Source organism: Occultella gossypii (genome assembly GCF_019947135.1).
Lineage (GTDB): Bacteria > Actinomycetota > Actinomycetes > Actinomycetales > Beutenbergiaceae > Occultella > Occultella gossypii.
In genome coordinates, this window is record NZ_JAGSHT010000021.1 from 19,951 (window position 1) to 32,140 (window position 12,190).

The window sequence follows — 12,190 nt, forward strand, 5'->3', positions numbered from 1 at the left end:
ATCAGCGGGTGCGGCGAGGGGGTTGTGATGGCAGACGTGATCGTGGTGGGGAGCGGGCCGACCGGGATGATGCTGGCCGGTGAGCTCGCCCTGGCAGGGGTCGACGTGTCGATCGTGGAGCAGCGCCGAACGTCCGAGCTGGAGGGCTCGCGGGCGGGCGGGATCCACTCACGAACGATCGAGATCCTCGACCAGCGCGGGATCGCCGACCGGTTCCTGGCGGAGGGCCAGACCGTGCAGGCGGCGACGTTCGGCACGACGGTGCTGGATATCAGCGACCTTCCGACGCGACATCCCTACGGGCTGGCTCTGTGGCAGAACCGCATGGAGCCGATCCTGGCCGGCTGGATCGAGGAGCTCGGGGTGCCGGTCCACCGTGGACGGGAGGTGGTCGGCCTCGTCCAGGATGACGCCGGCGTCAGCGCCCAGTTCGCGGATGGTCCGCCGGCACGTGCGAAGTACCTTGTCGGCGCCGACGGTGGGCGCAGCGTGATCCGCAAGGCCGCCGGTATCGACTTCCCCGGGTCGGAAGCGACCCGCAGCAACCTGATCGCCGAGGTCGAGGTTGCCGAGGAGCCGCCGAGCGGCATGCGTCAGGACGAGTCGGGGGTCCACGGCCTCAGCCGGCTGGCGGACGGGCGCACCTACCGGGTGGTGACGACGGAGCAGCAACTCGGGTCGGGCGCAGAACCGAGCCTGGCCGACCTCGGCCACGCCCTCACGGCGGTCTACGGAACCGACTTCGGCGTGCACAGCCCGACCTGGATCTCCCGGTTCACCGACGCCACCAGGCAGGCCGCGGACTACCGTGCCGGGCGGGTGCTGCTCGCCGGGGACGCCGCGCACATCCACTATCCCGCCGGCGGGCAGGGGATCGGTCTCGGGATCCAGGACGCGGTGAACCTGGGCTGGAAGCTCGCACAGGCGGTCAAGGGTGTTTCGCCGGAGTCGCTCCTGGACACCTACCGCGCCGAGCGGCACCCGGCCACGGCCCGGGCGCTCAAGTACTCGATGGCGCAGTCGGTCCTGCAGCGCTCCGACCCGCGAACGGCGGCACTCACCGAGACCGTCGACGAGCTGATGGCGATGGACCAGCCCCGAACGCAACTGGCAGCCCTCATCCATGGTCTTGATATCGCCTATGACCTCGGCGAGGGGCATCCGCTGCTCGGGCGTCGCATGCCGGACCTCGACCTCGATACGACAGACGGTCCGACCCGCGTCTACTCGTTGCTCCACGAGGCCAAGCCACTCCTGCTCAACCTCGGTGCACCGACCCGGATCGAAATCACACCCTGGGCCGACCGGGTTCGGCTCGTCGAGGCCCGGTTCGCCGGCACCTGGGAACTGCCCGTGCTCGGCGAGGTGCGCGCACCCTCGGCGGCACTGGTTCGCCCGGACGGGCACGTCGCCTGGGTTGGACAGGGCACCGAGCTCGGCCTGACCGACGCACTCGCGCTCTGGTTCGGCCCCGCATCACCCACCGGCTGACGATTGCGCTGAGCTCGTACTGACGCCGTGACTTCGTACGCCGGCGGCCATGAGGTCGATGATGCGGGTGCTGCCTCAGCGCGCTTGCGCGGAAGCGCGATCACCCCGTCGCGCCCGTAAGGTCGAGCCATGAGGCAGACGTGAAGCGGGCCATCGCCCGGCTGTACTGGTCGTTGAGCCGGTGGACCCAGCGCTCGGAGCCGGTGGACCCGCGCGGCGCGGGGATCCTCCTCGGCGCGCCGCACACGTCCAACTGGGACTTCGTGTTCATGCTCGCGATCGCCTGGCAGGGCGGCTACCGGCTGAGGTTCCTCGGCAAGCACCAACTGTTCAAGAAGCCGTTCGGCACGATCATGCGTGCGCTCGGCGGGATCCCGGTGGACCGCCGCGACCCATCGACCGTCGTCGACGAAGTGGTCGGACGGGTCCGCGCCGGCGAGCGGTTCCACCTCGTGATCACGCCGGAGGGCACCCGCAACGGTGCGCAGTACTGGCGGTCCGGGTTCTATCGGATCGCCCAGGAGACCGGGCTGCCGGTCACGCTCGGCTATGTGGACCGGAGCACGATGACCAACGGTCTCGGTCCCACGATCGAGCTCACCGGGGACGTGGTCGCGGACATGGACGTCATCCGCGCCTTCTACAAGGGCAAGACCGGGGTGCGCCGGACGGAGACGATCGAGCCCCGCCTGCGTGACGAGGAGGGCTGAGCGGGCCCGGCCGGGTCTGCAGCCCCGGCCGGTACCTCGGCCGCCCAGCGGCTACTCGCCGCTGAACGTCGCGCCCTCGGCATACGCGCGCATCGCGTCCCGCACGAACGTGGCGCCCTCGGTCCCGCCGTAGTTCGCCGCGAACCGGTCGTCCGCGACGTACATGTCGGCCAGCCCGAGGAAGTAGCCGCGGGACACCTCGCTCGAGGCCACACCGAGCCATTCGTGGTGCCGGGCGCTGATCGCCCGCACCCGCTCGTCGCCGGGGTCGAGGCCCTCGGCCGCGGCCCGGGCGTAGTCGGCCACGATGTCGGTCTGGCGCTCCTTGAACGCCTTCCTCTCGGAGTCGGTGAGCGAGCGCCACCAGGCGTCGCCCTTCGCGTATGCGTCACGACCCCAACGCTGCTCGACCTCATCCTTGTACTGGGTGTGGTCGAATCCGTCGAACATCTCCTCTGCCATGAGTTCTTCACCTCCTTCTCTCTTCATCACCGTGGTCCGAACGGACTCGATCTGTCGATCGAGCCGGTCGCGCTCCTGGTGGAGCAGTTCCAGGTGGGTCCGCAGCGCCGTGGCTTCGTCCTGCGAGCGGTCGAGCACCTCGGCAATGGTGCCGAGGCCGAGCCCGACGTCGCGCAGCAAGAGGATGCGTTGCAGCCGGACGAGGGCCTCGCCGTCGTAGTAGCGGTAGCCGTTCGAGCCGATCCGGGACGGCTCCAGCAGCCCGATCTGGTCGTAGTGACGCAGAGTGCGACTGGTCGTCCCGGTGAGCCGGGTGATCTCGTGCATGGACCACTGCGCGTCGGTCGACGCGGGCTGGTCGAGCACTGCTTCGCTCCGGTTCATCGGTCCCTCCTGGGATGTCGGTGAGACCAGTCTGAACCTTGACGTCGCGTCAAAGTCAAGATCTGTTTCTGAACCCGTTCGGGGGCGTCGGAATGCCCGCACGGACCAGAGGGTTGCCAGGACATGAGACTCGAGCTCGGCAGGTACGGCGTGTGGCTACGAGCGCGGGCGGTCGACGCCGATCTCGCTCGAGCGGTGGAACGTCTCGGCTACGGCACCTTGTGGCTCGGTGGCGTGAACGGCGCGGACCTTGAGGACCCGGAGTCGGCCCTCGCGGCGACCGACTCCCTTGTGGTCGCCACCGGGATCGTGAACATCTGGTCGGCGGACGCGGCGCGGACGGCGCGTTCCTACCAGCGGCTGGCGGAGCGGTTCCCGAACCGGTTCCAGCTCGGTGTGGGTATCGGACACCCCGAACGGACCGACGTCTATGCGTCCCCGTACGACACCACCGTCGCCTACTTGGACGCGCTCGCCGAGCACGGCGTGCCGACGAACAGGACCGTACTGGCCGCGCTCGGACCGCGGGTGCTGCGCCTGGCCGGCACCCGCACCGCCGGCGCGCACCCCTACCTGACCACCCCGGCGCACACGGCCGGCGCCCGGGAGGTCCTCGGTGCAGCCCCGCTGCTCGCCCCCGAGCAGAAGGTCGTCGTCGACACCGACCCCGAGCGCGCCCGAGCGATCGGCCGGGACTACCTCGCCCCCTACCTGGCGCTCTCGAACTACACCCGGATGCTGCGCACGCTGGGCTTCACCGACGCCGACTTCGCCGACGGCGGCAGCGATGCTCTCGTGGACCAGCTCGTACTGCACGGGGACGCGGCCACCGTGGCCGCGGGCCTGGCTGCCCACCTGGAGGCCGGCGCCGATCACGTCGCGATCCAGCCGCTCACCGAGCCGGCGCGATCCCTCGCCGCGCTCGCGCCGCTGCTCGGGCTCTGATCACTCAGGCGGCGGCGACCGGCTCCCGCGCCCGCAGCAGGTGCCGCGCGACGTAGCCCGCGTCCCGGCCCGCGCCGCCGATCAGCATCGACGCGAACGCGTACTGGAACGGCACCCCCAGGAAGTACAGACCCGGGAACGAGGTGACGCCCCGGTCGCTGATCGGGAATCCCGCCTCGTCGGTGACCGGTAGGTCGATCCAGGAGTAGTTCTGGCGGTACCCGGTGCACCAGATGACGCTAGCGACGTCCAGCGGCGTCCCGTCCGCAACCGGCAGCCCGTCGGTGACGCCGGTGACGCGTCCGGTCCGCCGCACCCCGGCGGCGGCCAGATCCGCCGTGCGCACGCGCACCAGAGGCGCGCCGTGGGTGCGCACCTCCACGCGCAGGCGCCTGCCGACGGGCGTGCGCATGGTGAGCAGGTGCCGGGTGGCGAAGAACCAGATCGGCAGGATCACCCGCGCCTCGGGGCCCTCGATCCGGAACGGCATCTGCCCGTTCACGGCGCCGGCGAGGGTGGTGGCGTGGGTGGCGGCGGTCTCATACGCGATGTCCGCGCCGGAGTGGGAGGCACCCACCACCAGGACGTCCCCGGCCGGCAGGTCCGACGGGCCCCGGTAGCCGGTCGAGTGCCACTGCCGGATGCCCGGGTCCAGCTCGGCGGCGAAGTCCGGCACGTACGGCTCCTGGTGCGGCCCGGTCGCGACGACGACGTTCGGAGCTTCGAACCGCTGGTCGCCCGCCTCGGCGACGTATGTCTCCCCGACGCGGCGCAGCGAGTCCACCCGCACACCGGAGCGCACCGGCAGAGCGAAGTGCTCGGCGTAGGTCCGCAGGTACCCGGCGATCTCGTCGCGGTCGGGGAAGTGCCTGGGGTCGCCCGGGACGTCGAGCCCCGGCAGCGAACTGTACCGCGCGGGGGAGAACAGGCGCAGGGAGTCCCAATGCCCCTCCCAGTGCGCGCCGACGTGGTCCTCGGCGTCGAGGATCACGAAGTCCACGCCGGCCTGCGCCAGGTGGTATCCGGCGGACAGGCCGGACTGGCCGCCGCCGATGACGATGGTGTGGTGCGTGCTCATGGTCGTTCCTCTCGTTGAGTCGTGTCTCGACGCTAGGAAGGCGGCGCGGCGCGCACATCGACAGTTCTGAGCAATGCCCGACGGTGGGGCGTGGGTAGTTCTGCCGCCGCACCGCGTGGGGTGGGTGGGCCGGGCGAGCCCAGGGGGCACGCGAGGGACGTCGGCTCGCTACCTCGGCGTCGCGCCGTGGACCCGGATCACACCGTGCTCGTACGCCCACGCCGTCGCGGCGGACCGGGACGGAAGGTCCAGCTTGGTGAGGATGTTCCCGACGTGCCGGGCCACTGTCTTCTCGCTCAGGTGCAGCGCCGTCGCGATCGCCCGGTTCGTGTGCCCGGCACTGATCAGCCTGAGCACCTCGGTCTCGCGCACGGAGAGCGGATGGCTGGCGGGTTCGACGGGTTCGGGTCGCAACAGTGCCCCGATCCGCGCGGCGTCCGGGACGGCACCGAGCCGGACGTAGGTCTCCGCGGCGCTGCCGAGCTCCAGTGCGGCCCCGGCGTCGTCGGCGAGTTCGCGGCAGGCCAGTCCGATGAGCTCGCGGGTGCCGGCCTGCTCGTACGGGGCGTCCAGGCTCGCCCACACGCTCAATGCGGCCCGTAGCGGCGCGAGTGCCCCGGCGGCATCGTTCCCGGCGAGCGCGGCCGCACCGACCGCATGGCCGGCGAGCGCGGCGAGGTACTGGCACGGTCGCTCCGCGGACAGGAACACCAGCTCGTCGGCGGCCGCGCGCACCGCGTCGGTGTCCCGCAGTTGCAGGGCGATGGTGACCCGGGCGCCGAGCAGCATCGGTCGGGCGAACGGGTCGATGGTCTCGTCGAGGATCCGGGCGATGGTGGCGGCGGCTGCGGGTCCTTCCCCGCGGGCCAGGAGCAGCAGGGCGTGCCCAGGCTGAGGTTGGTGCCCGAACGCATTGGCCCGTTGGTAGGCCTCCTCGGCGCTCGCCCACTCGCCGCGCAACCGGTGCAGCTCACCCTCCTGGTACCAGGCCGCGCCCGCCGCGGCCTGGCCGGGCGGGTCGGAGAGGCGCTCCCGGGCGAGCCGGGCCTGCGCGGCGGCGTCGGCCCAGGCGCCGTGCAGCTGGAGCACCTGCGCGCGGTGCACCAGGCACTGGCCGCGGTACGGGACCAGTTCGGGCTGGTCCTCACACCACCGGGTCAGGGCGGCCGTCCACTCCTGTGCCCGGCGCACGTCGAGCAGGATCCGGCAGGCATCGATCACGGCGCAGTAAGCCAGGCCCGCGATCATCTCGGTGACCTCGCCGGCGGTGACGGCGAGCATCACCTCGTCCAGGTGCCCGACCGCCACGACGGCCTCACCGGTCGTGGCCATCCCGGGCATCAGCGCCGCTCGACCGGTGCCGAGTCTGGCGAGGGCCAGCAGGTCCGGGTCGCGGTGCTCACGGCCGAGGTCCAGGGCGCGGGCGAACAGGCGCGCGGAGCCCTCACCATCGCCGGCGAACGCGCGCTGCAGACCGAGCGGCACGAGCAACAGGCCACGCTCGGGGCCGTCCAGGCCGGCTCGGTCCAGGACGGCCGTCCCCCGTTCGAGCCACGCGCCCGCCTCCGACCACCGGCCCGCCTGGGTCAGGACGAACCCGAGCCAGAACGCGGTCCGGGCCGCTGCCCGCGGGTCGGTGTCGACGTCGAGCTGGAACGCGCTCGTGAACGCGGCGATGCTCTCCGGTTCGTGGCCGCTGAGGTAGGCGGACTTCGCGAGCAGGTCCAGGTCCGCGGACCCGAGCGGGGCGAGGTCATCGGCCGCCCGTAGGGACCGGAGCGCGCCCGCCCAGGCCCGGCGCTGGAACAGCGTCCGGCCGGTCTCGAGCGGTTCGGTGGTCGGCGCGGGCACCGGGACGTCACCGGCCCGGTCGTCGCGTCGAGCCGAACCCGACGGCGTCGCTCACCTCATCGATGCTACGCGCGGTCGGGCGTCGTGCGCGGGCGATCGCGGGACGTCCGCCCGTCCGCGGTCGGCGGTCTCCTCAGTGCCGAGCGGTGACCGAGTGCGCGCCGTCGGGCACCACGGACCGGGCCGCCCGGACCGACCGACGCAAGCGCCGCCGTCGGGCTTCGACGGCGGCGCCTGCGCGACGACTACGGACGCGCCACGGAAGACCCGTCGAACGCAGTCACTCCGGTCCGGCCGAGGTCACCTGGGGTCGGCCGCGGCCGCAGCTGCTGCACGCGGGCCGGGTGCGGAAGTAGTACCCGAGGGTGGCGGCGCCGAGCGCGACCGACCACAGCGGCCACAGGGTCATCGGATTGCTCATCCAGTCGTCCGGGTTGCTCCAGTCGATGATCCGCATCACGACCGCGCTCGCCGAGGCGAGACTGACGGCGACGACCGAGGCGAACACGATCGGGAACGCCGGTGGCACCCGCTTGCCGGCGAGGCCCAGCACCCAGCGCGGCCAGATGACGCCCCAGCGCTGCACCAGCCCCAGCGTCAGGAGGCCACCGAGGGCACCGAAGGTCGCCAGATAGACCCCGCCCCAGATCAGGCCGCTGGCATGGAGCTCGACGAGGAACTCCTCCGACACGCCCACCGGGATGTTGAACGCCCACGCCCACCGGACGACGGAGTACGCCAGCGGGACGACGGCCCCGGTGTAGGCGGCCCACCGCCCCCACCGGGCGGCCGAGGCGCGCGAGGTCCACCCGGTGTCCGCGCCGTCGCGCCGACCACACCGCCGGCAGGCCGACGCGGTGCGGCGCCCGAAGGCCACCGTCGCTGCGGCGAACAGCACACCACCGATGGCGCAGACGGCCAGGTTGACGGTCGTCCACGGGGCGACCTTGGCGAAGAACTCGCCGTAGGTCATGGGCGGGAACCCGAACGGGATGCCGACCAGGCCGACGGGCAGGTAGGCGATCGAGGTGAGCAGGCGCTGGTCGGGAACGAGGACGGCGAGGCCGAACGCCACCACCCAGCCGGCGCCGGCGGTGGCTACGCGCAGCCACCCGCGCAGGCGCCCCCGGGTGAGCAGTACCGCGAGCGCGGCGCAGATCAGGCCGATCCCGGCGATCCAGGGGGCGGTGTGCTCCGCCGTGGCCGCGCCCAGGATCGACTCCGCGCGGGCATCGGGGAGGTCGCCTGCGCCGAACGGGAAGCCGGGCACCCCGAGGGTCCAGAGCAGGCCGAGCAGGCCGTACCCGAGCGACCAGACCGCGGCGGCCCAGCCCACCCAGCTCGGCCATCGGCGCAGAGTGCGCCGGATCGGCCCGCGGGGCAGGGTCGCACCGCTCCCTTCGGTCGCAACGATGTCAGTGGTCATGGTGATCCTCGCTGGGTGTGATGCGGGCGGCTCTCGCCCGCACTTCGAGCCTGCGACGTCGCGCGCCAGTTGGGCAGATGCCGTTCGGGAGGTCTCCGGCGCGGATCCGGGCACACCCGTGCCGATCGGCACGGGCGGCGCGGGCCCCCGTGTTCCTAGACTCGTGGGCATGCCGGAGTCCCGTGGTCGTGGTGCTCGCGTCGGCGTGACGATCGCCGCGGCCGTGCTGGCGGTTGTCGCGGCTGCGTTCAGCCCGGCGGCGATCCCGCTCGTGGTGGCCGTCGGCGTCGTCGTGGTGACCCTGGTGTGGTGGCCGACCGGACGGCGCCGGCTGACCTGGGCGGCCGCGGTCCCGGCCGTGGTGTCCCTGGCCGCGACGGGTGGGCACCTGGCGTTCGGCTGGCCGGGGCTGCCGCCGTGGGGGATGGTCGAGACGGTCGCGTTGTGCCTGCTCGTCGGGATGATCGCCAGGTGGTCATCGGGGCGGGCGGCGGCGGTCGTCGCCGTGGCCGCGGGCATCGCGGCGGCGACCACGTTGCTCCGGGCCGTGCCGGCGACCGGCTCGACGGAGCTGGACGGGGTTCAGCTGCTGTACGCGGTCGCGTTCTGGGGGCTCGGCCCGATCGCGTCGGCGGCGGTCGGGCTGCACTTGCGCCACCAGCACGAGCGCCGCGAACGCGAGATCACCGGCGCCCGGCGCGAGCAGCGACTCGACCTGGCGCGCGACCTGCACGACTATGTGGCCCACGACGTCAGCGCGATGATCGCGCAGGCACAGGCCGCCCAGCTCGTCGCGGGGGAGGGCTCTCGGGTCGTCGACGCGCTGCGGTCGATCGAGCAGTCCGGGCTCGCGGCGATGGCATCGATGGACCGGACGATCGGCGTCCTGGGTGAGACGACATCCGCGGCGGGTCCGGTCACCGGCGCGGCGCCGGTCCGGCCCACCCCCGGCCTCGGTGACCTCCGCGAGCTCGTGGAGCGTTTCGCGTCGACGTCGGGTTCGAGGGCGGGCGACGTGAGGCTCGACGTCGATCCCGCGGTCGAGGCCGGCGGGCGGATCCCCCGCGAGGTGGGCGGCACCGTGCACCGCATCGTCGTGGAGGCGCTCACCAACGTCCGGCGCCACGCACCGGGTGCGTCGAGCGTCGAGGTGCGGGTCCGCCGGGTCGGGAGCGCGCTGGAGGTGTCGGTGGTCAACGGCGCGGGCGGCCCGCCTGCGGATCCGGGCCGGCGAGGCGGGCTGGGGCTGCCCGGGTTGACCGAGCGGGTGGTCGCGCTGTCCGGGACGCTCCGGGCGGGTCCACACGACGACGGATGGCGGGTGCTGGCGCGCATGCCCCTGACCGATGGCCTCGGAGCGGGCCGGTCATGACTCGGATCCTCGTCGCCGACGACCAGGAGGCGATCCGCAGCGCCTTCCGGATGGTGCTCGACGCCCAGCCCGACATGCAGGTCGTGGGCGAGGCGGCCGATGGCGTCACCGCCCTCGACCTGGCCCGGCGGCTGCGTCCCGATGTCGTCCTCGCCGACATCCGGATGCCGCGGATGGACGGTCTCGAACTGACCCGTGCGCTGGCCGGACCGTCCGTGGCCGACCCGATCCGGGTCGTCGTCGTCACCACCTTCGACCTCGACTCCTACGTCCACACCGCCCTGCGCAGCGGGGCCTGCGGGTTCCTCCTCAAGCGGTCGGGCCCGACCCTGCTGGTCGAGGCGGTCCGTGCCGCGATGGCGGGGGACACTCTGATCAGCCCGCAGATCACCGTCCGGCTGCTCCGGCACCTCCATGACGACGCGGCCGCGGACGGACAGTACGCGGCGCCGACGGAACCGCTGACCGGACGTGAGCTCGACGTCGTCGCGCTGACCGCACGCGGCGACAGCAACGCCGAGATCGGCGCGGAGCTGTTCATCTCCGCCGGGACGGTGAAGAACCACCTCGCGAACGTGCAGCGCAAGCTCGGCGCCCGCAACCGGGTGGAGATCGCCGGCTGGGCCTGGGCGAGCGGGCTCGTGGGCCGCCGGTGACGACCCCGGGCAGGCCCGGGCACCCCAGAACACTGCCGCCCGGACAGATGGACGCAAGCGCCGCCGTCGGGCTTCGACGGCGGCGCTTGCGCGCCGACTACGGACGCGCCACGAAGTACGCGTTGAACGGGTCGGCCGGCACGTCCACGATCTCGACGTCGGTGAACCCGGCCTCGCCGAGCATCCGCTCCGCGAGCTGAGTGCCCCAGACCGTGCCGAGGCCGTCCCCGTCGAGCGCCAGGGAGACGCTCATGCAGTGGAACATCGAGACCGTGTAGAGGTAGCTGCCCCAGGGCAGGGCGGCGTTGTCCTCCACGTTGCTCGACGCCTTGATGTCCACCATCAGGAACACCCCGTCCTCGCGCAGCGCGGACCGGACGTTGCCGAGCACCTGCGCGGGGTGGGCCTGGTCGTGGATGGCGTCGAACGCCGTCACCAGATCGAAGTGGCCGTGCTCGGTGATCCCGGCGACGTCGACCACCTCGAACCGGGTGTTCGCCAGGCCCCAGGTGGCCGCCTCGGCACGGGCTGCCGCGACGCCCTCGGCGGAGAAGTCGTACCCGACGAAGCTGCTGTTCGGGTAGGCCCTGGCCATCAGGTTGATCGCGTGGCCGGAGCCGCAGCCGACGTCGAGGACGTCGATGCCGGCCGTGAGCCGATCCGGCAGTCCGGGCACGAGCGGCAGGATTCCGTCCACCAGGACCGCGTCGTTCACCGTCGCGGACTCCTGTGCCATGGTGCGCTGGAAGCCCGGGTACTCGGAGTAGTCGAGCCCGCCGCCGTGCCGCAGGCTCTCCAGCACCCGGGTCTCCACGCCGCCGAGCATCGGGATGTACTGCATGAGCTGGGCGAGGTTCTCCGGGCCGGCCGCCCTGGTGAGCACGGCGGCGTGCGAGCGGGGGAAGTGGTAGGTCCGCCGGGCCGGGTCGTAGGTGACGATCCCGGCTGCCGACATGCCACCGAGCCACTCGCGCACGTAGCGCTCGTTCAGGTCGGCCGCGTCCGCGATCTGCTCGCTGCTCGCGGGTGGGAGCGTCGCCAGGGTCTCGAACAGCCCGGCCCGGTGGCCGATGCTGGTGAGGATGGCGATCGCGCTCGAGTTGAGGATGTCGAGGTAGCGGGCCGCGAGGGCGGCGGTCTCGTCAGCCTCGGTCGCGGATGGTTCCGACGAGCTCAGTTCCGTCGAGGAGGTCGGGTCCGTGGTCGGGTAGGTCGTACTCAAGGTGGTTCTCCTTGGTGGGGGAAGGCACCGGCTCCGGCACCGAACGCGCGTGGCGCAGGTACAGGACCAGCATCAGGCCGGTGGTGATGAGGTAGAAGCCGTGCAGTGCCCAGATCGGGCCCGCCGGCAGGCTGTACACATAGATGGAGTGCACGACGTTGCCCGTGTTCGCGAGCAACAGGTTGCCGAGGCTGTAGGACGCGAGGTCGTGCGTGCGGACGGCCTTGAGGACCATCGGCAGGACGCTCCCGGCGAAGATCACGCTGGAGATGCTGCCTGCCAACACTGCGAGGCTGATGTCCATCGTGATCCTCCTTCGGACTCGGTATGAACTGGTAGCTCAACGCTAGGAATCCGCGCCGGTTCGCGAATCGGGCGAATCACCCAATTGCGTCGGCCGCCCATGGGGTGTTCGGCGCAGGGCGTTTCCGCGGAAGCGCCCCCGCCCCGTCCCCGCCCCCGCGCCGAGTCAGTCGAGTAGGCGTCGAATCAGCCGTCTGAGACATCACACCCGGCTGACTCGAAGGCTTGGCGACTGACTCGGCAGGGCCCCGGGGAGGGCGCCGACCATGGGCGGTCCACCTGGGGTTCGT

Annotated in this window: 11 protein-coding genes; 5 read left to right on the top strand and 6 right to left on the bottom strand. The window is 72.2% G+C overall.

Annotated features, from left to right (window positions below):
* The first annotated feature begins 27 nt into the window (after positions 1-27).
* Positions 28-1,491 (top strand): FAD-dependent monooxygenase, encoded by a 1,464-nt coding sequence (locus KCQ71_RS21110; RefSeq protein WP_223409800.1) that lies wholly within the window; start codon positions 28-30, stop codon positions 1,489-1,491.
* A gap of 140 nt (positions 1,492-1,631) precedes the next feature.
* Positions 1,632-2,201, top strand: coding sequence for a 1-acyl-sn-glycerol-3-phosphate acyltransferase (locus tag KCQ71_RS21115; protein WP_223409803.1), 570 nt, complete (start codon positions 1,632-1,634; stop codon positions 2,199-2,201).
* A gap of 51 nt (positions 2,202-2,252) precedes the next feature.
* Here KCQ71_RS21115 and KCQ71_RS21120 read toward each other — a convergent pair whose 3' ends face one another.
* The gene (locus KCQ71_RS21120) at positions 2,253-3,047 is read right to left on the bottom strand and encodes a MerR family transcriptional regulator (RefSeq protein WP_223409806.1); all 795 of its coding nucleotides are present in this window, start codon (positions 3,045-3,047) and stop codon (positions 2,253-2,255) included.
* Positions 3,048-3,170: 123 nt separating this feature from the next.
* Here KCQ71_RS21120 and KCQ71_RS21125 point away from each other — a divergent pair, with 123 nt between their 5' ends.
* Entirely contained in the window at positions 3,171-3,992 is an 822-nt protein-coding gene (locus KCQ71_RS21125; protein ID WP_223409809.1) for a TIGR03620 family F420-dependent LLM class oxidoreductase, read from the top strand.
* Between the two features lie 4 nt (positions 3,993-3,996).
* Here KCQ71_RS21125 and KCQ71_RS21130 read toward each other — a convergent pair whose 3' ends face one another.
* The 3 genes from KCQ71_RS21130 to KCQ71_RS21140 form a co-directional block, all read right to left on the bottom strand.
* A complete protein-coding gene (locus tag KCQ71_RS21130) occupies positions 3,997-5,070 on the bottom strand; it encodes a flavin-containing monooxygenase (RefSeq protein WP_223409811.1) in 1,074 nt (357 codons plus the stop codon).
* A gap of 168 nt (positions 5,071-5,238) precedes the next feature.
* Positions 5,239-6,921 carry a response regulator transcription factor gene (locus KCQ71_RS27775; RefSeq protein WP_223409813.1) on the bottom strand — a complete coding sequence of 561 codons (1,683 nt, stop codon included), beginning with the start codon at positions 6,919-6,921 and terminating at the stop codon, positions 5,239-5,241.
* Positions 6,922-7,201: 280 nt separating this feature from the next.
* On the bottom strand, positions 7,202-8,347 hold the full coding sequence (locus KCQ71_RS21140; RefSeq protein WP_223409816.1) for a hypothetical protein: 1,146 nt from the start codon (positions 8,345-8,347) through the stop codon (positions 7,202-7,204).
* Between the two features lie 169 nt (positions 8,348-8,516).
* On the opposite strand from KCQ71_RS21140, the gene KCQ71_RS21145 reads away from it, so the two are divergent.
* A complete protein-coding gene (locus KCQ71_RS21145) occupies positions 8,517-9,719 on the top strand; it encodes a sensor histidine kinase (protein ID WP_223409819.1) in 1,203 nt (400 codons plus the stop codon).
* Entirely contained in the window at positions 9,716-10,375 is a 660-nt protein-coding gene (locus KCQ71_RS21150; RefSeq protein ID WP_223409822.1) for a response regulator, read from the top strand. Before KCQ71_RS21145 ends, KCQ71_RS21150 begins: the two co-directional genes overlap by 4 nt.
* Before the next feature lie 97 nt (positions 10,376-10,472).
* Here KCQ71_RS21150 and KCQ71_RS21155 read toward each other — a convergent pair whose 3' ends face one another.
* Positions 10,473-11,597, bottom strand: coding sequence for a class I SAM-dependent methyltransferase (locus KCQ71_RS21155; RefSeq protein WP_223409825.1), 1,125 nt, complete (start codon positions 11,595-11,597; stop codon positions 10,473-10,475).
* Positions 11,518-11,901, bottom strand: coding sequence for a hypothetical protein (locus KCQ71_RS21160; RefSeq protein ID WP_223409828.1), 384 nt, complete (start codon positions 11,899-11,901; stop codon positions 11,518-11,520). Before KCQ71_RS21160 ends, KCQ71_RS21155 begins: the two co-directional genes overlap by 80 nt.
* Between the last annotated feature and the right edge of the window lie 289 nt (positions 11,902-12,190).